Here is a 21,517-nt window from a genome sequence, read left to right as displayed (position 1 = left end):
ACAGTGTCAGAATTGAATATTTGCCGGGCAAATACCCGTCGCAAATTAAATATTCAATTCTCAGAGGCTTAAATCGGGATGAAAATGCTTATAAATAATTGAAGCTCTTTTGCTTCCTACAATTTCGGCTATTTCATCATTTGATGCCAATCTAAGTCGTTTTACGCTTTTAAAATGAGTCAGCAGCTCTTTTTTGCTTTTTTCTCCAATTCCGGCTATCGAATCCAGTTCCGAGCTCACTTGAGCTTTGCTTCTCCTGTTTCGGTGATGAGTGATTCCGAATCGGTGAGCTTCATCTCGAAGTTGCTGAATCAATTTCAGGCTTTCGGAATTTTTGTCCAGATAAAGCGGAATAGGATCTTCCGGAAAATAGATTTCTTCCAAACGTTTTGCAATGCCAATTACGGTAATCCGTGCCGGGATGTCTAATTGACGAAGAGCACTCATCGCCATTCCAAGCTGACCTTTGCCTCCATCGATCACCACTAGTTGGGGTAGGGGAGTGCCTTCATCAAGCATCCTGCGATAACGGCGGTATACCACCTCTTCCATCGACGCAAAATCGTTAGGACCTTCAACCGTTTTGATATTGAAATGGCGATAGTCTTTTTTTGCAGGCTTGGCTTTTTTGAAAACGACACAGGCAGCTACCGGATTTGTTCCCTGAATGTTTGAATTATCGAAGCATTCGATGTGCATCGGTAAATTGCTCATTTTAAGATCTTTTTGCAAAGTATTCAGAATTCGCATCATTCGGTGGTCCGGATTGAGCTTTTCTGCCTGCTTCAATTTTTCAAGTTTATATTCCCTTACATTTTGCATGGAAAGATCGAGCAACTTCTTTTTATCTCCTCGCGAAGGAATTGAAAATGTTACGTTGGCTAATTCCAGATCGGGAAGAAATGGTACGAGCAATTGTTTTGTCTTACTCTTTAGCTTTGTCCTTAACTCAACGATGGCCATCGCCAGAATTTCTTCCTTGGGCTCATCCAACCGTTTCGTGTACTCAATGGTATAACCTTGAATGATAGAACCTTTTGATATTCGTAATATGTTGATATAAGCCGATTTGTCATCTTCGTCGTAGGCAAACACATCGTAATCGTCTAGGTTGGCCGTAATTACGATAGATTTTGATTTATAGCGTTCTATTGCGTCGTATTTTTCCTTTATTATTTGAGCTTCTTCAAATTTCAATTCGGCAGCAAGAGCGCTCATTTGATTTTGCAAATAGGTTGAGATTGCATTCACATTACCATTAGCAATTTCTTCTACTTCCGAAATCATTTGGAGGTATTCTTCTTCAGATTGAAGTCCTTCACAGGGTCCTTTGCACTTGTGAATATGGTATTGCAGGCAAACTTTGAACTTGCCGGATTTAATGTTTTCGTCCGATAAATTAAGCTTGCATGTACGTAACGGATAAATTTCGCCAATGAATGAAAGTAAAACATGAAGGGTAGCCAGAGAACTAAATGGCCCAAAATATCTTGCTCCGTTTTTGAAAATCTTGCGTGTTTTGAAAACTCTTGGAAATGGTTCCTTCGTTATGCAAAGCCAGGGATAGGTTTTGTCATCCTTGAGCAATATATTATACCTCGGCTGGTGCTCTTTGATGAGGTTGTTTTCCAAAAGCAATGCGTCTTCTTCTGTGTCAACGACAATATACTTCAGGTTGATAATTTGCTTAACAAGGACAGATACTTTCGGACTATCGTGCTTTTTTGTAAAGTAAGAGGAGACTCTTTTCTTTAGATTCTTGGCTTTCCCTACGTAAATAATTTTACCTTCCTTATCGAAATACTGATACACTCCCGGTTTTTCCGGGAGTGTACTAAGAATAAGTTGGAGATTTTCTTTTATGTTAAGACGTTCATCCATGCGTAGGGTAGGGGGTGAAATTAGAAATGTATAAGTGAATATACTTCATTTGCTTCTTCCAGCGTATCTCTTCCTTTTAGAAAATCGAGTTCAACAAGGCAATTTACATAGACAGTTTTCACTCCGAATTTTTTCACCAGATTGTACGCGGCTTTCATTGTTCCTCCCGTAGCAAGCAAATCGTCGTGTAAGAGGACAACGTCGTCAGCATTTAGGGCATCTTTGTGAATCTGAATTATGTCAACTCCGTATTCTTTTGAGTAACTTTCTTCAATTGTATCTGCCGGTAATTTTCCTTTTTTGCGTACAGGAACAAATCCTACACCCAATTTTTCAGCAAGAATTGGACCAGTAATAAAGCCTCTGGATTCAATTCCTACAATTTTTGTGAGGCCGGTTTCTTTATATTTATCATACAACATGCTGGCAATTTCTTGTAAATCGTTGCCGTTTTTGAACACTGTTGTTAGATCTTTGAACATAATGCCAGGGTGAGGAAAGTCTGGCACATCTCTGATTCCTGCTTTTATTTTTTCTAAACTCATGAAATTTGTATTGCGTTCCACGTGGAACAATTTGTATTTTTTGGTTTGCGATCCGATTTTTGCAAATATCCGCGTGAAATTTCCGTTCCACGTGGAACAAATGGCTATCTTCCCAGAAGAACCAGGAGGATGTTGATGTCGCTCGGCGAAATTCCTGAAATACGGCTAGCTTGACCGATGGTTTCGGGATTTATTTTTGCAAGCTTTTGTCTTGCTTCCGTTGAAAGCGACAAAATTGTAGAATAATCAAATTTGTCTTTGATTTTAATATGTTCGAGACGTTGAAGCTTTTCTGCAATTGTTTTTTCTCTTTCAATATAGCCTTGGTATTTCAGAGTTATTTCAGCAGCTTCTACAACTTCTTGTTGTTGGTTTTTTATTTCCGAAATCTTCGATTTTAGCGATGAAATCTCCTCAGAAAGTTCTGAAATAGTTATTTGAGGTCTTAAAACAAGATCAAGCAATTTTACTGTTTGTCGTACCGGCGACGATCCGATTTGTTCAAGATAATTGTTGATTTCATCAGGCTTTACAGATGTTTCGCGAATAAAGTTGATAAGATTATCTCTGTTCTCTTTTTTCTCGATGAGTTCGTCATAGCGTTCTTTGGACGCGAGTCCAAGTTGGTACGATTTTTCTGTAAGGCGAATGTCCGCATCGTCCTGGCGAAGGAGAATGCGATATTCGGCACGCGAAGTGAACATACGGTAGGGCTCATCCACTCCTTTTGTTACCAAATCATCGATGAGAACGCCAATGTAAGCTTCGTCTCTTCCTAATACAAACGGTTCGCCGCCGTGACATGCAATATGTGCATTAATGCCGGCAATCAAACCTTGTCCGGCAGCCTCTTCATATCCGGTAGTTCCATTGATTTGACCGGCGAAAAAGAGGTTTTTTATCAGTTTCGTTTCTAACGAATGTTTCAGTTGGGTAGGGGGAAAGAAATCGTACTCGATAGCATAACCCGGCCGATAAATACGTACATTTTCGAAACCTTCAATGGTGTGAAGTGCATTTATCTGAACATCGATTGGAAGCGATGACGAAAAACCGTTCAGATAATATTCCTGCGTGTTTGCACCTTCCGGTTCTAAAAAAAGCTGATGACGTTCTTTATCGGCAAAGGTGACAATTTTTGTTTCAATACTGGGACAATAACGAGGTCCGATACTTTTTATTTGTCCGTTGAAAAGAGGAGAAAATTCTAATCCGCCACGAAGAATGTCGTGCGTTTTCTCATTGGTGTAGGTAATCCAGCAACTACATTGCGGAAGTTCTCTTTTTGACGATGAAAGGTAAGAAAATTTGTGAAAATCATCGTCGCCGTCTTGTTGCCCCATTTTTGAAAAATCGACCGAACGACCGTCGATTCTGACAGGTGTGCCGGTCTTCATGCGTCCGGCAGTGAAACCTAATTCCACCAAACTTTCGGTTAATCCTTTTGCTGCCGGTTCGGCAATGCGTCCGCCGGGAATTTGTTTTGCACCGAAATGGAGCAGACCGTTGAGAAAAGTACCGTTTGTCAGCACTACACTCTTTGCAAATATCTCAACACCCAAACTCGTTTTTACTCCGCAAATCTGGTCTTGTTGTGTTATCACCTCAAGAACCTGATCCTGCCAGATATCAAGATTTTTTGTGTTTTCAACGATATTTCTCCACTCTATGATAAATTGCTGGCGGTCGTTTTGCGTGCGGGGACTCCACATGGCTGGTCCTTTGGAGCGGTTAAGCAATCGGAACTGAATCGCAGTTTTGTCAGCAACGATACCGGTAAAGCCTCCCAATGCATCAATCTCTCTTACAATTTGTCCTTTCGCTATTCCACCAACAGCAGGATTACAACTCATTTGTGCTATTTTGTTCATGTCCATTGTTATCAGCAATGTTTTTGAACCAAGATTGGCTGCCGCACAAGCAGCTTCGCAACCGGCATGTCCGGCGCCTACCACGATAACGTCGTATTGTAAAGTCATTTGATTTATATTCAGTTATAACCTGCAAAATTACAAAAAATATACCGTCGCCCTGCTTTACTATTTTCCGCGGTGTTTTTTTGTTTATCTATATATAAATCAATAAATGAGTGCTTTATGTCTTATAAACCTCTTTCTCCTGTTTACAAAATGCGGCTTCTTGCTTTATTCTTTTGAAGTTTTATGAAATTAAATAGCTGTATTACAAATAAATAATAATTTGGAGATATTTACTGCCAAAACTTTTGAAGCCGAAATGAAAATAAAAAAAATCATGTACTTTTGTTTTTCTAATTTGAAATCCAACGATATGGTGAAATTCAGAGCAAAAGCTGTACTGTTTTTTGTATTGTTGTCGCTTACTTCCATTTTTGCCCAAGAACCAAAAAATACGATTACGAGTGGTGGCTGGTCGTTGGGAATTGGAGGTGTAAGTGTTCATGATGAATATTTATCGCCTTTGGTTTATACGGGAACCCTATTCAGAGCCGATTACGAATCAATGCGTTTTATCTCTGAATCGAACAATAAGGTTTCCTTGCAGCGAACCCTCATGGTTTCGGGTGGAATGACGGATAATGAGGCAAAGACGAACTCAATTTTTTATCTTTCTTTGCGCCCCGGAATTGGGGTTCATTACCATTTTCGTCCAGTGACGAATCTGAAAATTTTGGTGGGAGGCATCTGGGATGTTTTCTTTGCCAGTAAATATAGCTTTAATAACGGGAATAATCCATATTCAGCCGATATTTCAACTCAAATAAATGCTTCTGCAATAGCACAATATACCATGAATATTAAAAAATTTCAGGTTATATTTCGCTATTCAACGAGATCTCCTTTGGCTGGAGTGATGTTTGTGCCGGAATATGGGTCGTCTTATTACGAGATGTTTACGTTGGGTAAGCTAGGCAATGCCATCCATTTTTCATCGTTAAACAACTCGTTTGCGTGGAATAGCAGTTTATCAGCCGATCTGATGTTTAAGCGGATGACTCTCAGATTATCATATACCCATGATTACGAAAAGCATCACGCCAATTCTTTGCACTTTGAGTCGATGCAGAATGTTTTTTCGATAGGAACTGTGATAAATTTTTCGACGTTTGACCGTGGCAAGCATAAAGCTCCAGCCTCTTATAACGATATAAACAAGTAAATTCCGGTCATGCGACAAATATTGATTTTAATCATAGCCATTAGCTTTGCATCTTGTAAGATGTCGGTAGACGAACCATCGAATATCAACGATTACAAGACAAATTTTGAGTCTCTCTGGAAGATAATGGACGACCATTATTGCTATTTCACCTATAAAAAAATTAATTGGGATTCGATTGGAAATGTTTACAGAGCCAAACTTCAACGTTCAGATACGCTCAACTATGTTCAGTTTTTCAGAATTTGCAGCAATATGCTGGCAGAACTGAAGGATGGGCATGTGAATCTGGTGTCGTCGTTTGATGTGGGCCGTTACTGGAAATGGTATCTGGACTATCCGGATAATTTCAGCTCAACTATTTTGTATAGCGACCGTTATCTGGGAAAGAATTATTACATTGCAGGTGGTTTTAAATACAATGTTTTGCCGAAATCGGCCATTGGATATATTTATTATGGCGATTTCTCAGACGGATTTTCCGGTGCAAATCTTTCATATGCTATTGGCATGTTGGCCAACTGCCAGGGATTAATTATTGATGTTCGTAACAATGGGGGGGGGGTGTTGACCTATGCCGAGGATATTGCCTCACGGTTTACCACACAATCGTTGACTTATGGCTACATCCGGCATAAAACAGGTACCGGTCATGATGAATTTTCATCTCCCATTGCTCAAACCCTGACTCCGTTTTCAACCAGTTCAATAGCAACGAATTGGGTAAAAAAGCCGGTGGTGGTTCTGACAAACCGTTCGTGTTATAGTGCAACGAACGATTTTGTTTGTATTATGAAGCAACTGCCTAATGTGGTGATTATCGGCGACCAGACGGGTGGTGGCGGCGGACTTCCGATGAATAGTGAGCTGCCTAACGGATGGATGGTGCGTTATTCGGCATGCCCGATGTACGATGCTGATATGAATAATATTGAATTCGGTATTTCTCCAGATATTAAAGTTGATATGAGTCCGACAGATATTTCCAAGGGAATTGACACCATCATTGAAACTGCAATTACTTATTTGAAACAACATAAAGTAAATTAACCATTTATTCAAACAATATGGAAAAGAATCGTGCCATTGAACAGTTACAGCCGGTAGCTGTATGGCAAAATTTCAAGGCATTAACTCAAATTCCACGCCCTTCGGGGAAGCGTGATCTGATAACAAAGTATCTGGTAGATTTTGGCAAAAATCTTGGTTTGGAATCTTTTGAAGATGAAGCCGGAAATGTCATTATTCGTAAGCCGGCAACTCCGGGTTTGGAAAATCTGAAAGGCGTTGTACTTCAGGCGCACATGGATATGGTTCCTCAGAAAAATGCTGCTGTGGCGCATGATTTTGAGAAAGATCCTATCGACGCATTTGTTGATGGCGAATGGGTAAGAGCCAATCAAACGACTCTTGGAGCCGACAATGGTATTGGTGTGGCTTCGGCATTAGCCGTACTTCAATCAAAGGATCTAACTCATGGTCCTGTAGAAGTGCTGATTACAGCCGATGAAGAAACCGGAATGTTTGGTGCTGTGGGTTTGAAAAACGGAACTTTGAAAGGTGAAGTATTGCTTAATCTCGACTCTGAAGATGAAGGCGAACTTTATGTGGGATGTGCGGGCGGTATAAATGCTCACATTTCTTTTGCATACAAAGAAGAGCCCGTATATCATGGCGATGTAGCTTATAAGATCAGCCTTACAGGCCTGAAAGGCGGACACTCCGGGTTGGATATTAACCTCGGCCGTGCCAACGCCAATAAATTGCTTTTCCGCTTACTGAAATATTTAGTTTCTTCGTTCGAAGCACGTCTTGCTTCGGTTGAAGGCGGAAATCTCCGTAATGCCATTCCACGTGAGGCATTTGCCGTGGTGACTGTTCCGGAAGAAGGTCAGGATGATCTTCTGGAAGCGATTTCTGAAATGGAAGCGATTTTCAAATCGGAGTATGCTTCGGTTGAACCTGATTTGAAGATTATTGCCGAAGAGGTTGATCTCCCCGAAGGAATGTTGCCTGAATTTGTTCAGGATGACCTGATTAACGGGATAACAGCTTGTCCGAACGGTGTGTTACGATTTGTGCCGGAAATGCCCGAAGTGGTAGAAACTTCTACGAACCTGGCAATTGTAAAATCGGATGGTTCGCATGTAGAAGTAGCTTGTCTGGTAAGAAGTTCGGTTGAATCAATGAAAGAAGAACTTTGCTCGATGATTGAGAGTGTTTTCTCTCTTGCAGGTGCAAAAGTTGAATTTTCAGGAGGTTATCCCGGATGGCAACCTCATTTCGATTCTCCGATACTGAAGGTGATGTCGCAGGTTTATGCCGATAAATTTGGAAATACTCCCGAGATTAAAGTAATTCACGCCGGATTGGAATGTGGAATTATCGGTTCTGCTGTTCCCGGACTGGATATGATTTCGTTCGGACCGACCATTCGTCACCCGCATTCGCCTGATGAAAAGGTGAATATTGCAACTGTAGCCAAGTTCTGGGATTATCTGACCGCTGTTTTGAAAGCGATCCCTGCAAAATAATCTTGAAAAATAATTGATGGAAAGTGGAATGAACGTCTGGATGTCAGTTGCTTATCTGGCTCCTTTGCATTATTACGCCCGAATGCTGTCGGCAGGGCATGTATATATCGAGCAGCATGATAACTACCTTAAACAGACTTACCGCAACCGTTGCCAGATTGTAACGGGAAACGGGGTCATTCCACTTTCCATTCCTGTTGATAAAGGAGAGAGCGTCAAATGTCTTTCACGCGACATACGCCTTTCTTCTCATACCGACTGGCAAACTCTCCATTGGCGCTCGCTGGTGGCAGCTTACAATTCATCCCCGTTTTTCGAATATTATACAGACGATCTTCTCCCGTTTTACGAGAAAAAATGGGATTGTCTGTTTGATTTCAATATCAGTATCCAGTCAAAAATTTTGGAACTGATTGATGCTGAATTTGCTATTGAATTTACTGACGATTATAAAACGGAGTTCGGAGAAGGTGAGTTGGATCTTCGAGAAAGGATACATCCAAAAAAAATGCCGGAATCAGAAGATCCGGCATATAGAGTTGTTCCTTATTATCAGGTGTTTGATCAGAAACTCGGATTTATTCCCAACATGAGCATTGTTGATTTACTGTTCAATATGGGACCTGAGTCGAAAGAAATCCTGAAAAAGATGATTATGCAGTAATTGGTGATGCCTATTTACGTTCGTGTAACGCAATAGAATCGTTAGGTGCCGAAGCAGCATCAGCAGCCTCGACTCTTGATATTTCGACGGGGGCAATGCCAAAACGCACGATATCAATCTCTTTTGCAGCAGCATAAGAGAGGTCGATGATTAAATTACGGCGATGAGGACCACGATCGGTCACTTTTACTATTACTTCTTTATTGTTTTTCGGATTTCGCACTTTTAATAACGTTCCCAGCGGATAAGTGCGATGAGCGCATGTCAGACTGTCTTTGTGATATCTGCTGCCATCAGAAGTTCTGCGTCCATGCATTTTTTTGTTGTAATAGGTTGCATTTCCGTGCTCCTGAGCATATGAGAATCCTACGCTGAATAGAAAGAAAAGAAGCAGTAGTCGTATGGTTAGTTTCATTGTCTTGGTGGGTGACTGGCAGAATCTGGTTACAAGTAACAGAGACTGTCGGATTACCTCTTTTTTTCGGGCAAAAGAGAATAGCCAAACGATTTAGATTTACAAATTAAGCAATTTTATTCGGATTCCCAGCAATTTCCTCCTCAATATTTCCAATTTCTCAGGGTTTATTATTGTTTATTTGGTAAATATGTTAAAACAAATAAGGGCTATTTTAAACGGTTACCGGCTTTTCTTGGTCGTAATCAAAATCACGCCATTAGCTCCTCGTACACCGTAAATGGCTGTAGCGGATGCATCTTTCAGTACGTCGATCGATTTTATATCATTAGGATTTAAGGTACTGAGAAGACCGGAATAGGGGATATCATCCAGAATGATTAGCGGATCGGAAGAGCTGTTAATTGTAGAGATACCACGGACACGCAGTTTCATTTCGCTTCCAGAGTGAACGACCTCAACCCCGGGAACGTTTTTGAAAAGAATCTCGATATTTCCTGTATTATTTCGCGTGATCATCTTTTCATCAACCGAGCTTACAGATTGAGTCATCTTTGATCTTTGAACCGTACCGTAACCAATATTGATTTCTCTATCGGGATCATTTAGGTCATAGACCAAAAAAATAGTGATGGTATTTTGATTATTAACAGCCACTTTTTGCGTCACAAATCCTTTGCGGGAAAAAATTAGCTTCCCTTTTGCCGGTGCCGAGATTTGATAAATACCGGCTGTGTCGGACACTGCTTCAGCCTTACTTCCCTTTATTTTTACGCTTACACCTTCAATCGGGTGATTGAAGATATCTTTAATTAAACCAGTAACCGTGATTTCCTGACAAAATGCGTAACCGGTAATGAGCGTCAGCAGAAGAGTCGTAATACTGACTGTTTTTAGTAACGATGGATTTTTCATGATAAGGATAGATTAAAGGTTGATTTATTTAGTGAATCACAAATGTATGTATTTTAAATGATTAATAACTATTTTTCTGTTTATAAGTCCGATATTGAGCAAAATGCAAAAATGAAACAAACTCTCATATCAAAGAAAATGTCAAGGTGACTTTATGATAAAGCCGGCTTCAAATCAAAAAAGGTCTCCTGAACAGAGACCTTTTGTTTGAAATAAAAGGAGAGGATGAATGATCAGCTACCGTGGTTGCAGGAGTGTTCGCCTCCTTCGTGATTATGACTGCATCCAATGCCCGAGTCAACGGTTTTACCACTGATAAAATTTTCCACTACAACGCGCACATTGCCTGAACATCCACGCAAAACATCGATGCCATGGCTTTTGAGCTTGTTCAAAGCGCCATCGCCCATATTTCCGGCCAGCATAGTTGTTACTCCCAATTGCTGCAGGGTCGATGCGATGTTGCTTTTGCATCCGCATCCTGCAGGCGAAGGTACAATAACGGCACCTTCAATCTGGTTTTGCTGATTGATAGAAAAAACGGTATAGGCATCGCAATGGCCAAAATGGTCATCAACCAGATTTTCTTTTGTAGGAACTGCTATCTTTTTCATTTGTAAATAATTTTGATTTTAAAGGACAAATGGAATTCCATGTTACTGAAAATTATTTTCATTTCTGTTGGTATTGTAAAGCAACATGTTCATTTCATACTATGAGAATTTTTTGTTTTTGAATTAACAATACAAACGAATCATATATAACTCGTTATCTCCTTCAGCTCGTCGTCGCTATATTTTGTACATCCGTGACAACGAATATGATTTTCTATTCCTTCCACAAGGCGGTGACAGGTTCTGCATCGATACCATTTCTTATCAAACTGAACATCTCCACCTTGAATTATTATGGCTGAACCTTCGACAAACGCTTTCGCGATAGTTTTGCGCGCCTGTTCGTATATCCGGGTAAAAGTCGGACGGGAAACCTGCATCTTTTCGGCTGCCTGTTCCTGAGTCAAACCTTCGTAATCAGTGAGGCGAAGTGCTTCGTACTCTTCAAAAAGAAGGGTTACCGTCTCTTTCCCATTTCTGTGAATTCCAAATGGTTTGAATCCCTCCATGGTCGGCGGACAGCCGATCCTGCGTTGACATTTAGGACGAGGCATTATTTTTGTGCTGTTAAGAAGAATACAGGGAATGCTTTTATCTCTCCGTTTTCAACCGGTTTGTTCATCACGAAACAGGTTTTATATTGTGGATTTTTGAAGCCGGCCGCAACAAGCATTTTCTCCATTTCCTGCGGATCGAATCCGTTATGTCCGTCAAATCCTTTGCCATGAAAGGATCCGTCTTCCGTATACAAATCGGCGATGGCGATATATCCACCGGTATTCAGCAACGCGTAAAATTTTTCCAGCAAAGGTTCTATTTTAGCAACGTGATGAAGTACCATCTGTGTTGCAACAAGATCGACCTTTTCTCCGTAGAAATCATCTTTCTCCATGTTGAAAACCGTAGGGTGAAGATTGGTCGTACCGCTATCGGTAACTTTTTGTTGCATCACTCTCACCATCTCTTCCGAGCTGTCCATCATAACGATCTCTTTCACATCATCCTTTAGCATAAAACTCAGGATGCCGGTGCCTGCTCCGTATTCCAAAACCCGCCAGTTTTTATCAATGGGCAATATTGTTTTTATATCGTTGGCAATAGCCTGCGAGCGTTCCCAATGGATAGAATTGCCATCCCATCCGGCAGCAGCCAAATCAAAGTTGGTCATAATTGAATAATTTTGAATGCAAATATATACTTTATTTTGAACATATGCTCAAAATGTTGGTTTTGTATAGAGATTTTTTTATTTACTAAATATGCTCTTCCTGTTCATGTTCAGTTCCTCGCAACACAAAATAATGAAAAACTCTTCTATTGCAGGCAGGAGGCAAATGATGAAAATGGCTTTGATGAAAAAACCGGAAATGGAGAAGAAAACGAGAGGAATGAAAAAGAACAGCAATAGTCCGGTTGCTTTATTGGCAATGGTATGAATGGCAACCGCTTTTCGGAAGCGAATTAAGCCGGTAGTGAATGAACACAATTTGAGGGTCAAAATCAGAACCAGCCAAAGCAGATTGCCTGTAATTACCGTTCTGAAATTTAACGAGATAATCAATAAAATAGCAAGGGAAAATACAGCATCGGCCAATGAATCGAGTAGGGCGCCGGTGCGGCTGGTCCATCTGTACTTGCGGGCAATGTACCCGTCTGCCACGTCGGTGATTCCGGCCAGGAGATAAATTATCAGAAAGAGAAATGAGTTCGCGGAGAGAAGCAGAAGCATCCCCGATAACCCAATGCGGCAAATCGACAATATATTCGGAATCTGTTTCGGTAGCATTACAATCTACATCCAGTTTACCTGAGCCTCTTTGCGTTGAGGAGTTTTGAAATAGCGATATTTCGGGTATCCTACCATCAAAGCCGAGTGGACGGTGTACGAGTCGTTGAGTCCGATCACTTTTTTTAAGTCGGGTGAAAACTGGAGAGCGACCATCAGGTAACCGGCCCAGCATCCGCCGAGTCCGAAAGCGGGAAGCAGCAGTTCGAGATGAGAAGCCGCGATGGTATTGTCTTTTGCGCCGGTGGAATAAGCTGTTTCGGTATAGCCTATTACCAAATGTGGAGCATTGCGGCAAATTACATCATTCCCCCGTTCGAATGCAGCAACCAGCCCGGCAAAGTTAAGCCGTTTAGCCAGTTCGGGATTGACCGGAATCATCGCTTTCATCCACGCTATAACTCCTTCTCCCAGTTGGCGGATGGTTTGCGAATCGCTCACTACCACCCAGCGATTCATCTGGCGGTTGACGCCTGTGGGAGCATAACGTACAATATCGATAACTTCTTCCAAGGTCTCTTTTTCTACTTTTTTCGGCAAAAATGCACGAATTGAACGGCGACTGCGGAAATATTCAGCGATATTATCGGGAGTTACCTCTTTGAGCTTTTCGCGTCGTATAGGTGCCATCTCCGGAAGATGATTGTGCTTCAGAGCCGAGTCGGGACAGATCGATTCGCAATGGCCGCAAAGCACACAACGTTTTTCTTTTTCGGCAGAAACAAAAGGCGTTTTGTCGTCACTCATGGAGATAATGGAAACAGGACAAGCCTGAATACAAATGCCACATCCTTTACATGCCGCGTTGTCGATAGTCAGTAGGCTCATAGTTATATTGTTGTATGTTGATTTATAATGGAAATTCTAAAATCTGTCAGCGGCAGCAAATTTAGTTGATATGCTTCAAATTGTTTGTCTTCATATCCGTGTTTTTTTAATATGCACGACCCCCGTTCCTATTTTCTTTTGGCAAACCTTTATCTATTTTTTCCCTCATCCTGCTGAAAATTAGTATTTTTGCGTTCCAAATGAACTGTTTTTGAAAAAAAATTATTGTTACGATGTTATAAATGAGTGATAGCTTCGTCATATTGTAAAATGAATCCCGAACGATTTAAAGCGGAAGTCGTGCCGCTACGCGAAAAGCTCTTACATATAGCATGGAAAATGCTTGAGGAAGAGCAAGATGCTGAGGATGCCGTACAAGAGGTATTTCTCAAGCTCTGGCACATTCGCGATTCGCTCGACAAGTATGACAGCATTCCGGCTTTTGCCACCACGGTAACCAAAAATATCTGTGTTGACAAGATCCGGATCAGGGGAAGGGAGACCTCACTCGACGATGAGATATATCGGCAGGCCGGACCCGACAATCCCTACCTGCAACTGGAGCGGAAAAACAGCGACGAGATCATTCGTTTTATAATTGACAGGTTACCGCCGCTACAACAGGCAATTATACGGATGAAAGATATTGAAGAATACGAAGTAGAACAAATAGCCGAAATAACCGGCACACAAATAGAAGCCGTGCGGATGAACCTGTCGAGGGCACGGAAAAAAGTGAGAGAGGAGTATTTAAAATGGACAAGATAATGCAACTATTCAGCAAAAATAAAACAATCAGCATGAAAGAGGCCGATGCGCTTCTGGAGAAATACTACGAAGGATTTACTTCGGCTGAGGAAGAGCGGCAGTTGCATTTGTTCCTTTCGCAACCGAATTTGCCGGACCGGTATGAGGCCGCTCGTGCCATGATGGGATATTTTGCAGGAGAGAAAAAAGAGGTCAAACCGGCGAAAAAAACTGTAATCATCCCGATGATTCGTTGGGCAAGTGTAGCGGCAGCTTTAGTCGGAGGAGTTTTTCTGGTAAAATCGCTGATGATGGAACAGCCTCAGTGCTATGCTTACGTTGACGGCGTAAAAGTGACCGATGTAACTGCCGTGAAAGCTGAGGCCATGCAATCGATAAGCGATATTGCTTCCGGTTCCGACGAAGTGGAACAAACAACAAAGCAGTTCAAAACCGAACAAGTTATAAAAGATCAACTATCTGTATTTTCAGGAAACTAATAAAACCAAAATAAAATGAGACGCTCAACTAAACTTTGTTTTCTTCTGTTTGCGATGATGGCTTTGGCATTGCCACAGCATCTGGCGGCACAGAAAGATTTGCAAATCAGCAAGGTGTTCGATATTTACGGGAAAAAGAAGGGGGTTACCATGGTAGAGCTTTCGGGCGAAATGCTGGGTGACTATAACCTGTCGCTGTTCAAAAGCATTGTCATCAATGATGATCCTGGTGCCGGAGATTTTATCCGTAAGTGTCTGGCTAAAGATCAGGAAGGAGCCAAAAAAGTGAAACAGGTAATCTCAAGCGGAAACCTCTCCACAATCATTCTGCAACTTCCCCGCAAAGGCCGGCTCAATCGTCTGATTCTTTACAATGCAACCTCGTCGGGATATAAAATTACGCTGGTCTATCTGGAGAGTAGCGATGAGGCTGATGATATCCTGAATCTATTATTGAAAAAGAAATAACACATAAATAAACTATCCTATGAAACGATTTTATTCATTATCAACGAATGTAATACGAATGAGAACCGTATTCGTACTGGCTTTGATTGTCTCAATGGCTTTCGGAGCAAAAGCAGCTGTTTTGCCGGTTGATACCACTATCCACTTTAATCATAAGACGGTGAAAATAGAGGATAATGCCGATCAGGTAAAAATCAAAGTTTGTGATCAGGGCAATGACTCTGTACCATACAAACAACTTTACGAAGGCATATTCAGTGATGGGAAGAGTTATGAAAAATGGACTGTGATGGAAGAAGTTGGTCTGCAATTGCCTTTCCTGAACAAGAAACATGGAGAAAAGTATTCTCGTAAAAATTATAGTATGCAACCGCACTATGCAGGTTTCGGGATTGCCTATGCCAACATCACCAATGATTCACACTCTAAACTGAATAATGTCAACGGCTTGGCCATCAAACCCGATCAATCGACCGAATGGTTTATCAACCTGTTCGAACATATTTTGCCTATTTACCGGAACACTTTCGGAATTACTACCGGGTTGGGGATGAACTGGAAGACATTCCGTCTCGACAACAATACCCATTTGGTGGATGTCGATGGAGTGACGGGAGTTTATAATGCTCTTGCCGGAATAAAGTATCAATATAGCCGCTTGAAAATCGTGCATCTTACTCTGCCGCTGATGCTTGAATGGCAGCCTACTTTCGGGCATGATCATAAATCGTATGTTGCTGCCGGTTTAGAAGGAGGCATTAAAACGTTTTGCTCGTATAAAGTGAAGTACAATGATGCTGAAGGGAATACCATTAAGAAAGTAGAAGATAAAGGATTGAATACAAATCCTGTTTCTATCGATCTGATTGCACAGGCTGGATATGGCGATTTCAGCGTTTTTGCAAAATATGGCTTGGTTAAGATTTTTCAGAGCGGGAAAGGACCTGATGTAAGAGCTGTGTCTTTAGGCTTGATGCTCCATTTTTAAGATAAAGCAGGAATAATTTTAGGGCCTGAATCGTCATATTTTGGGATGATTCAGGCCTTTGTTGTGTTAAAAATTACACAGTTTATATGTTTTTGAGCAGATTATGAGTGGATGGCAGATTGATAAATTACTGTTTTTGACAATAATAGCAAAAAGTATGTTTTACAACATAAAATTGGTCAACCAAAACGGGTACAACTATCAGGATAAAGGATTAATTTTGCTTCCGTTTGCAAACTACAGATTGCAAATTGCATCGTTTTGTGAAAAGTAGAGTTGCCATTTTGATGAAAAAATCACACGGATTGCACACAATTCGTACAATTGTGCACGGCAAGATGGCATAATGTTTCAAAAACCAATATGATAGCCAACCAAAAATCAATACTGGAATTGCAGCAACATACCGGTGTGAATGTAAATCGCTGTTACCAATGCGGTAAATGTAGTGCCGGTTGTCAGCTAGCCGACGAAATGGATTTTCCTCCCAGTATGGTAATGCACATGTTGCAAACCAGAGACGAAGAGCTGTTTCAGCAACTGTTGAATTCGAAAACGATATGGCTTTGCGTATCGTGCCAGAACTGTATCGAACGTTGTCCGATGTCCATCGACATTCCTCAGATCATGGATTATCTCCGCGAAAAATCGGCCGGCGAACACAAAATCAATCACCAATCGCGCGACATCGTCGCTTTCCACCGCGCCTTCCTCGATTCCATCAAATATACCGGACGTCTGTACGAAATCGGCCTGATAGCCGGTTACAAGACGCGCACTTTCCATCTGACTCAGGATGTGAAGCTGGCTCCGAAAATGTATGCCAAAGGTAAATTGCCGTTGGTACCCGAGATGATTAAAGGAACCCGAAATATCAAAGGAATTTTCTCGAAAACCAAGATTTAACCGCAAAGATCGCTGAGATTACTGCGGTAAAAAATAACGCTATGAAGAAATTAGGATTTTATCCTGGCTGTTCGTTGAAGGGCTCTTCATCGGAATATGCGCAATCGGTACTGGCCGTGGCAAAAGCTTTCGACATTGAGTTGGAAGAGATCAACGACTGGAACTGTTGCGGAGCCACGGCTGCTCACAATATGAACAAGGAGCTGGCGCTCTCCCTCTCGACCCGCATTTTGGCATTGGCCGAAAAACAGGGATTCGAGGAAGTTGTGGTGCCTTGTGCCGCCTGCTACAACCGTCTGACGGTGACTCAGCACGAACTGAATAAAGACGAAGCGCTCAAACAGCGTGTCAGCGACATAATCGAGATGCCGATCAGTGGCAACCTGCAAATATTGAATGTGATGCAGTTGATTGACAAATATGTGGCCGACCGTCTGGAGCAGAAAGTTACTACACCGTTCGGTCACAAGGTGGCCTGCTACTACGGTTGCCTGTTGGTTCGCCCTCACAACATCCTAAAATTCGACCGACTGGAAGATCCGCAATCGATGGATATCCTGATGAAACGTTCGGGTGCCGAACCCATCGAATGGGGTTTCAAAACCGAATGTTGCGGAGCCGGATTTTCCGTATCGCGCACCGACGTGGTAGCCAAATTATCAGGCAACATCGTGAAAGATGCCGCCGATCGTGGTGCCGAGGCCATCATTGTAGCCTGTCCCATGTGCCAGTCGAATCTCGATATGCGTCGTCCGCAAATCAACGAATACCTGAAACAGAAAATCAATATATCGGTCATTTACATTACACAAGCCATCGGTCTTGCCGTGGGCCTGAGCCCGAAAGAGGTTGGTTTACAGAAACATTTTGTTCCGGTGAAAATCGGTTAAAACACAAAGACACGGAGACACAAATTATTTTTGTATTGACAATTATCTTTGTGCCTTAGCGTCTTCATGTTGAAAAAATATTTATCTGAGATTGCGAAAATTGAGTGGAACCCGATTGCTGTTTCATTTTCAAATTTTCAAATTCCCAAATTTTCAAATTAGCACCATGTCGAAAATAGGAGTTTTTATTTGCCATTGCGGAGAGAACATCAGCGCTACTGTCGATTGTGAAAAGGTAGCCGCCGAAGCCGGAAAAATGGACGGGGTGGAATTTGCCACCGACTACAAATACATGTGTTCCGATCCGGGGCAAACACTCATCAAAAACGCCATCAAAGAAAAAGGGTTGACCGGTGTTGTGGTAGGCGCTTGCTCGCCGCGCATGCACGAACCGACGTTCCGTAAAGCGTGTGCTGAAGCCGGACTGAATCCCTATCTCTGCGAAATGTCGAACCTGCGCGAACATTGTTCCTGGGTGCACGAGAAAAACGAGCAGACCACTGAAAAGGCGATCGACCTGGTCAAAATGCTGGTTGAGAAGGTGAAGAAGAACAAACCGTTGAACGCCATCAAGGTGCCCATTACCAAAAAGGCGCTGGTCATTGGGGGCGGTATTGCAGGTATTCAGGCAGCACTCGACATTGCCAATGCCGGACAACAGGTCATCATGGTGGAAAAAGAACCCTCCATCGGCGGTCACATGTCGCAACTCTCCGAAACTTTCCCTACACTCGACTGTTCGCAATGTATCCTTACTCCCCGTATGGTGGAGGTGGCGCAACACCCGAATATTACTCTATACACTTACGCCGAACTGGAACATCTCGATGGTTTTATCGGCAACTTCAAAGCAACTATCCGCCTGAAGGCAAAAAGTGTGGATTATAAGCTCTGTACCGGCTGCGGATTGTGCACCACCAAATGTCCGAGCAAGAAAATTCCCAGCGAATTCAACGAAGGATTGGGTATGCGTACTGCTATCTACACCCCGTTTCCGCAGGCTGTGCCCAACAAACCGGTGATCGACCGGGCTAATTGTACTTACTACCAAAAAGGCAAATGCAAGGTGTGCGAAAAAGTATGTCCCACAGGCGCTATTCAATACGACCTTCCCGATCAGTTTATTACCGAAGACATCGGAGCCGTGGTGATTGCCACCGGGTTCAACGTGCTGAAAACCGACTTCTTCCCCGAATATGGTTACGGCAAATATGCTGACGTACTTACCGGATTGCAGTTCGAACGTCTGGCTTCGGCATCAGGGCCGACACTGGGTGAAATCCGCCGTCCGTCGGATGGCAAAGTGCCCAAGAAGATCGTATTCATTGCCTGTTCAGGCTCCCGCGATCCGGCCAAAGGCATTCCTTATTGCTCGAAAATATGCTGTATGTACACCGCCAAACATGCCATGCTTTACCAGCACAAGGTGCATGATGGCGAATCGTATGTCTTTTACATGGACATCCGTGCAGGCGGCAAAAACTATGAAGAATTTGTGCGCCGTGCCATCGAAGACGACGGTGTGAACTATATCCGTGGACGGGTGGCCCGTATCTACGAAAAGGACGGTAAATACATCGTGAAAGGTGCCGATACACTGCTCGGGAGCAAACCGGTGGAGATTGAAGCCGATATGGTGGTACTTGCCACGGCAGGTGTTTCCAACCCCGGAGCGGAAGAGCTGGCGCAGAAGATGCATGTGTCGTACGACGCTTACAAGTTCTTTGCCGAAGCGCATCCGAAACTGAAACCGGTAGAAACCAACACGGCAGGTATTTTCCTGTGCGGTGCCTGTCAGGCTCCGAAAGATATTCCCGAAACGGTGGGAATGGCCTCGGGCGCCGCTGCCAAGGTGATCGGTCTCTTCTCGAACAACGAATTGACCCGCGAACCATTGATTGCCGTGGTGAACCGTTCGGCTCCTCCGGTATTCTCTACCTGCGTGGGGTGCTTTATGTGCCAGACGGCTTGTCCTTACAACGCCATCGAACGCGAAGAGATCAAAGGGCGCGACGGCAGCGTAATCAAAACTGTGGCGAAAGTCAACCCGGGATTATGTCAGGGATGCGGTACGTGCGTGGCCTTCTGCCGCTCGAAAGCCATCGATATGCAGGGCTTTTCGAACGAACAGATGTTTGCCGAGGTAATGGCGCTGCTGAATGAGTAAAATGATGTGACGGGACAAGCGACTTCCAAGTCGCTTTATTCGAGGTCATATTTTTCAAGCGACTTGGAAGTCGCTTGTCCCGAAGAATTGTAAATGAATAAATCGTAAATAAAACCATGTCAGAATTTGAACCGAAGATCGTTGCGTTTGTCTGCAACTGGTGTACCTACGCGGGTGCCGACCTGACGGGGACGAGCCGTATCAAATACGCTTCCAACGTGAAGATTGTACGTTTCCCGTGTACCGGCCGCATCGACTTCATGCTGCTGCTCAAAGCCTTTGCCGAAGGTGCCGACGGCATTATCGTGTCGGGGTGCCATCCCAACGATTGCCACTACACCTCGGGTAATTTTCACGCGCGTCGCCGCTGGGTGATTTTCCGCGGGTTGCTCAACTTTATGGGCATCGACGTAAACCGCATTCAGTTTTCGTGGGTGTCGGCAGCCGAAGGAGCCAAATGGGCCGACGTGGTAAATGGTACCGTGACCGCTGTTCGCGAACTGGGACCTTACACGCAATACCGCAAGGCAGCCGACTATCTGGCACAACAGGATCAGAGTATTATTGACGGTCAGGAGGCGATGATAATAAAGTAAACGAGTCTACAAGTTGACGCGTGAACAAGTTAATCTGAAATAAAGAAATTTTCAATGGAAGAACTGAGAAAAAAGGCTGCTGAGTTGCTGCAATCGGGCGAGGTTCAGATGGTGATCGGTTACGAAGAAGGCACCCGTCATCCGCGCCCCTGCTTTATCTCTTCGGCCGACGATACCGCCAAACTGATATACGACGACCGTTGCACCGGCAATCTGGCCGTTTACCTGACACACAAAGAGCTGATCGGCGGACAGAAGATTGCCATCACAGCATCCTATTTTGCCCTGCGTAGCATCCTGCGTTTGTTGACCGAACACCAGATTCAACTCGACAAACTGGTTGTCCTCACTGTTTCCGCAGAAAGGGAGGTGATTCAGTTTGCGACCACCGACGACATTACGGCTTACCTGCAAACCGCACCTGTTCCTGCCCGCGAAGACGATAAAGCGTTGATCGAAAAACTCAATGCCATGAGTCGTGAAGAGCGTTGGGAATTCTGGTCGGCCGAACTTTCGAAATGTTTCAAGTGCTACGCCTGTCGGGCGGCTTGTCCGATGTGCTACTGCACCAAATGCATCGTTGAAGAGAACCGTCCGCAATGGATTCAGCCGTGGGCAAGTACGCTGGCTAATATCGAATGGCACATCAACCGCGCCATGCACATGACCGGTCGTTGTGCCGACTGTGGAGCTTGCGGAGCCGCTTGTCCGCTGGGCTTGCCGATACATCTGCTCAGTCACCAGATTGTGCAGGAGGTAACCGATAATTTCGCGCTGGATGTCAATCAGGCCGTGTCGGGCGACAATGCGCTCTCAACCTTCAAACCGGAGGATAAGGAAAACTTTATACGGTAGCAGCTCCAGCCCCCTAAATCCCCCTCAAGGGGGACTTTTAATCTGGGATAATGCGCAAAATTAGTCATTGGAGGGAGTTA

The 21,517-nt window shown here is 43.3% G+C and carries 23 protein-coding genes; 13 read left to right on the top strand and 10 right to left on the bottom strand.

Annotated features, from left to right (window positions below):
- Positions 1-60: 60 nt before the first annotated feature.
- The 3 genes from uvrC to mnmG all read right to left on the bottom strand — a co-directional run bounded on the left by uvrC (position 61) and on the right by mnmG (position 4,405).
- A complete protein-coding gene (gene uvrC / locus PJIAN_RS03165; RefSeq protein WP_068701926.1) occupies positions 61-1,881 on the bottom strand; it encodes an excinuclease ABC subunit UvrC in 1,821 nt (606 codons plus the stop codon).
- 20 nt (positions 1,882-1,901) lie between these two features.
- On the bottom strand, positions 1,902-2,426 hold the full coding sequence (locus tag PJIAN_RS03160) for an adenine phosphoribosyltransferase (RefSeq protein ID WP_068701924.1): 525 nt from the start codon (positions 2,424-2,426) through the stop codon (positions 1,902-1,904).
- A 104-nt stretch (positions 2,427-2,530) separates the two neighbouring features.
- On the bottom strand, positions 2,531-4,405 hold the full coding sequence (mnmG, locus tag PJIAN_RS03155; RefSeq protein WP_068701922.1) for a tRNA uridine-5-carboxymethylaminomethyl(34) synthesis enzyme MnmG: 1,875 nt from the start codon (positions 4,403-4,405) through the stop codon (positions 2,531-2,533).
- 310 nt (positions 4,406-4,715) lie between these two features.
- On the opposite strand from mnmG, the gene PJIAN_RS03150 reads away from it, so the two are divergent.
- The 4 genes from PJIAN_RS03150 to PJIAN_RS03135 are packed head-to-tail and all read left to right on the top strand — an operon-like array spanning position 4,716 to position 8,762.
- Positions 4,716-5,564, top strand: coding sequence for a DUF3316 domain-containing protein (locus PJIAN_RS03150; protein ID WP_172795563.1), 849 nt, complete (start codon positions 4,716-4,718; stop codon positions 5,562-5,564).
- Between the two features lie 9 nt (positions 5,565-5,573).
- Positions 5,574-6,614, top strand: coding sequence for a S41 family peptidase (locus PJIAN_RS03145; protein ID WP_068701918.1), 1,041 nt, complete (start codon positions 5,574-5,576; stop codon positions 6,612-6,614).
- Positions 6,615-6,631: 17 nt separating this feature from the next.
- Positions 6,632-8,098, top strand: coding sequence for an aminoacyl-histidine dipeptidase (locus PJIAN_RS03140; protein WP_068701916.1), 1,467 nt, complete (start codon positions 6,632-6,634; stop codon positions 8,096-8,098).
- Between the two features lie 28 nt (positions 8,099-8,126).
- Entirely contained in the window at positions 8,127-8,762 is a 636-nt protein-coding gene (locus PJIAN_RS03135; RefSeq protein WP_068701914.1) for a WbqC family protein, read from the top strand.
- 10 nt (positions 8,763-8,772) lie between these two features.
- Here PJIAN_RS03135 and PJIAN_RS03130 read toward each other — a convergent pair whose 3' ends face one another.
- From PJIAN_RS03130 to PJIAN_RS03100, 7 genes are all read right to left on the bottom strand, one after another.
- Positions 8,773-9,177 (bottom strand): septal ring lytic transglycosylase RlpA family protein, encoded by a 405-nt coding sequence (locus tag PJIAN_RS03130; protein ID WP_068701912.1) that lies wholly within the window; start codon positions 9,175-9,177, stop codon positions 8,773-8,775.
- Between the two features lie 222 nt (positions 9,178-9,399).
- The gene (locus tag PJIAN_RS03125; RefSeq protein WP_068701910.1) at positions 9,400-10,092 is read right to left on the bottom strand and encodes a TonB-dependent receptor plug domain-containing protein; all 693 of its coding nucleotides are present in this window, start codon (positions 10,090-10,092) and stop codon (positions 9,400-9,402) included.
- Positions 10,093-10,325: 233 nt separating this feature from the next.
- On the bottom strand, positions 10,326-10,706 hold the full coding sequence (locus PJIAN_RS03120; RefSeq protein ID WP_068701908.1) for a NifB/NifX family molybdenum-iron cluster-binding protein: 381 nt from the start codon (positions 10,704-10,706) through the stop codon (positions 10,326-10,328).
- Between the two features lie 140 nt (positions 10,707-10,846).
- Positions 10,847-11,260, bottom strand: a complete 414-nt coding sequence (locus PJIAN_RS03115) for a DUF134 domain-containing protein (RefSeq protein ID WP_084252234.1) — start codon at positions 11,258-11,260, stop codon at positions 10,847-10,849.
- Entirely contained in the window at positions 11,260-11,874 is a 615-nt protein-coding gene (locus PJIAN_RS03110) for a class I SAM-dependent methyltransferase (RefSeq protein WP_068701906.1), read from the bottom strand. Before PJIAN_RS03110 ends, PJIAN_RS03115 begins: the two co-directional genes overlap by 1 nt.
- A 78-nt stretch (positions 11,875-11,952) precedes the next feature.
- A complete protein-coding gene (locus PJIAN_RS03105; protein WP_068701904.1) occupies positions 11,953-12,492 on the bottom strand; it encodes a CDP-alcohol phosphatidyltransferase family protein in 540 nt (179 codons plus the stop codon).
- Between the two features lie 6 nt (positions 12,493-12,498).
- Positions 12,499-13,320, bottom strand: coding sequence for a nitroreductase family protein (locus PJIAN_RS03100; protein WP_084252233.1), 822 nt, complete (start codon positions 13,318-13,320; stop codon positions 12,499-12,501).
- A gap of 270 nt (positions 13,321-13,590) precedes the next feature.
- On the opposite strand from PJIAN_RS03100, the gene PJIAN_RS03095 reads away from it, so the two are divergent.
- The 9 genes from PJIAN_RS03095 (at position 13,591) to PJIAN_RS03055 (ending at position 21,437) form a co-directional block, all read left to right on the top strand.
- Positions 13,591-14,088, top strand: a complete 498-nt coding sequence (locus PJIAN_RS03095; RefSeq protein ID WP_068701900.1) for a GFO_1088 family ECF-type sigma factor — start codon at positions 13,591-13,593, stop codon at positions 14,086-14,088.
- A complete protein-coding gene (locus PJIAN_RS03090) occupies positions 14,088-14,567 on the top strand; it encodes a PG0215 family putative anti-sigma factor (protein ID WP_153802468.1) in 480 nt (159 codons plus the stop codon). The genes PJIAN_RS03095 and PJIAN_RS03090 overlap by 1 nt, the downstream gene beginning before the upstream one ends.
- Positions 14,568-14,582: 15 nt before the next feature.
- Positions 14,583-15,035, top strand: coding sequence for a DUF6108 family protein (locus PJIAN_RS03085; protein WP_153802467.1), 453 nt, complete (start codon positions 14,583-14,585; stop codon positions 15,033-15,035).
- 19 nt (positions 15,036-15,054) lie between these two features.
- Complete coding sequence (locus tag PJIAN_RS03080) at positions 15,055-16,023, top strand: hypothetical protein (RefSeq protein WP_153802466.1); 969 nt, start codon at positions 15,055-15,057, stop codon at positions 16,021-16,023.
- A 363-nt stretch (positions 16,024-16,386) separates the two neighbouring features.
- Entirely contained in the window at positions 16,387-16,929 is a 543-nt protein-coding gene (locus PJIAN_RS03075) for a 4Fe-4S dicluster domain-containing protein (protein WP_101750729.1), read from the top strand.
- A gap of 41 nt (positions 16,930-16,970) precedes the next feature.
- Positions 16,971-17,819, top strand: coding sequence for a CoB--CoM heterodisulfide reductase iron-sulfur subunit B family protein (locus PJIAN_RS03070; RefSeq protein ID WP_068701892.1), 849 nt, complete (start codon positions 16,971-16,973; stop codon positions 17,817-17,819).
- Positions 17,820-17,985: 166 nt separating this feature from the next.
- Positions 17,986-19,986, top strand: a complete 2,001-nt coding sequence (locus PJIAN_RS03065; protein WP_068701890.1) for a CoB--CoM heterodisulfide reductase iron-sulfur subunit A family protein — start codon at positions 17,986-17,988, stop codon at positions 19,984-19,986.
- 116 nt (positions 19,987-20,102) lie between these two features.
- On the top strand, positions 20,103-20,582 hold the full coding sequence (locus PJIAN_RS03060) for a hydrogenase iron-sulfur subunit (protein WP_068701888.1): 480 nt from the start codon (positions 20,103-20,105) through the stop codon (positions 20,580-20,582).
- Between the two features lie 54 nt (positions 20,583-20,636).
- Positions 20,637-21,437, top strand: coding sequence for a 4Fe-4S dicluster domain-containing protein (locus tag PJIAN_RS03055; RefSeq protein WP_068701886.1), 801 nt, complete (start codon positions 20,637-20,639; stop codon positions 21,435-21,437).
- Positions 21,438-21,517: the final 80 nt, after the last annotated feature.

Origin of the sequence: Paludibacter jiangxiensis (genome assembly GCF_001618385.1) — a bacterium.
GTDB classification, from domain to species: Bacteria; Bacteroidota; Bacteroidia; order Bacteroidales; family Paludibacteraceae; genus Microbacter; species Microbacter jiangxiensis.
The sequence above is the reverse complement of the archived record's forward strand: the minus strand, read 5'-3'. Positions and strand labels throughout refer to the sequence as shown.

Excerpts from the sequence above, each read along its gene's own strand:
- PJIAN_RS03095 (WP_068701900.1), top strand. The coding sequence starts at position 13,591 with ATGAATCCCGAACGATTTAAAGCGGAAGTCGTGCCGCTACGCGAAAAG.
- PJIAN_RS03105 (WP_068701904.1), bottom strand. The coding sequence starts at position 12,492 with ATGCTACCGAAACAGATTCCGAATATATTGTCGATTTGCCGCATTGGG.
- uvrC (WP_068701926.1), bottom strand. The coding sequence starts at position 1,881 with ATGGATGAACGTCTTAACATAAAAGAAAATCTCCAACTTATTCTTAGT.
- PJIAN_RS03160 (WP_068701924.1), bottom strand. The coding sequence starts at position 2,426 with ATGAGTTTAGAAAAAATAAAAGCAGGAATCAGAGATGTGCCAGACTTT.
- PJIAN_RS03135 (WP_068701914.1), top strand. The coding sequence starts at position 8,127 with ATGAACGTCTGGATGTCAGTTGCTTATCTGGCTCCTTTGCATTATTAC.
- PJIAN_RS03145 (WP_068701918.1), top strand. The coding sequence starts at position 5,574 with ATGCGACAAATATTGATTTTAATCATAGCCATTAGCTTTGCATCTTGT.
- PJIAN_RS03115 (WP_084252234.1), bottom strand. The coding sequence starts at position 11,260 with ATGCCTCGTCCTAAATGTCAACGCAGGATCGGCTGTCCGCCGACCATG.
- PJIAN_RS03130 (WP_068701912.1), bottom strand. The coding sequence starts at position 9,177 with ATGAAACTAACCATACGACTACTGCTTCTTTTCTTTCTATTCAGCGTA.
- PJIAN_RS03110 (WP_068701906.1), bottom strand. The coding sequence starts at position 11,874 with ATGACCAACTTTGATTTGGCTGCTGCCGGATGGGATGGCAATTCTATC.
- PJIAN_RS03140 (WP_068701916.1), top strand. The coding sequence starts at position 6,632 with ATGGAAAAGAATCGTGCCATTGAACAGTTACAGCCGGTAGCTGTATGG.
- PJIAN_RS03065 (WP_068701890.1), top strand. The coding sequence starts at position 17,986 with ATGTCGAAAATAGGAGTTTTTATTTGCCATTGCGGAGAGAACATCAGC.
- PJIAN_RS03100 (WP_084252233.1), bottom strand. The coding sequence starts at position 13,320 with ATGAGCCTACTGACTATCGACAACGCGGCATGTAAAGGATGTGGCATT.
- PJIAN_RS03085 (WP_153802467.1), top strand. The coding sequence starts at position 14,583 with ATGAGACGCTCAACTAAACTTTGTTTTCTTCTGTTTGCGATGATGGCT.
- PJIAN_RS03055 (WP_068701886.1), top strand. The coding sequence starts at position 20,637 with ATGGAAGAACTGAGAAAAAAGGCTGCTGAGTTGCTGCAATCGGGCGAG.
- mnmG (WP_068701922.1), bottom strand. The coding sequence starts at position 4,405 with ATGACTTTACAATACGACGTTATCGTGGTAGGCGCCGGACATGCCGGT.
- PJIAN_RS03075 (WP_101750729.1), top strand. The coding sequence starts at position 16,387 with ATGATAGCCAACCAAAAATCAATACTGGAATTGCAGCAACATACCGGT.
- PJIAN_RS03090 (WP_153802468.1), top strand. The coding sequence starts at position 14,088 with ATGCAACTATTCAGCAAAAATAAAACAATCAGCATGAAAGAGGCCGAT.
- PJIAN_RS03070 (WP_068701892.1), top strand. The coding sequence starts at position 16,971 with ATGAAGAAATTAGGATTTTATCCTGGCTGTTCGTTGAAGGGCTCTTCA.
- PJIAN_RS03060 (WP_068701888.1), top strand. The coding sequence starts at position 20,103 with ATGTCAGAATTTGAACCGAAGATCGTTGCGTTTGTCTGCAACTGGTGT.
- PJIAN_RS03150 (WP_172795563.1), top strand. The coding sequence starts at position 4,716 with ATGGTGAAATTCAGAGCAAAAGCTGTACTGTTTTTTGTATTGTTGTCG.
- PJIAN_RS03125 (WP_068701910.1), bottom strand. The coding sequence starts at position 10,092 with ATGAAAAATCCATCGTTACTAAAAACAGTCAGTATTACGACTCTTCTG.
- PJIAN_RS03120 (WP_068701908.1), bottom strand. The coding sequence starts at position 10,706 with ATGAAAAAGATAGCAGTTCCTACAAAAGAAAATCTGGTTGATGACCAT.
- PJIAN_RS03080 (WP_153802466.1), top strand. The coding sequence starts at position 15,055 with ATGAAACGATTTTATTCATTATCAACGAATGTAATACGAATGAGAACC.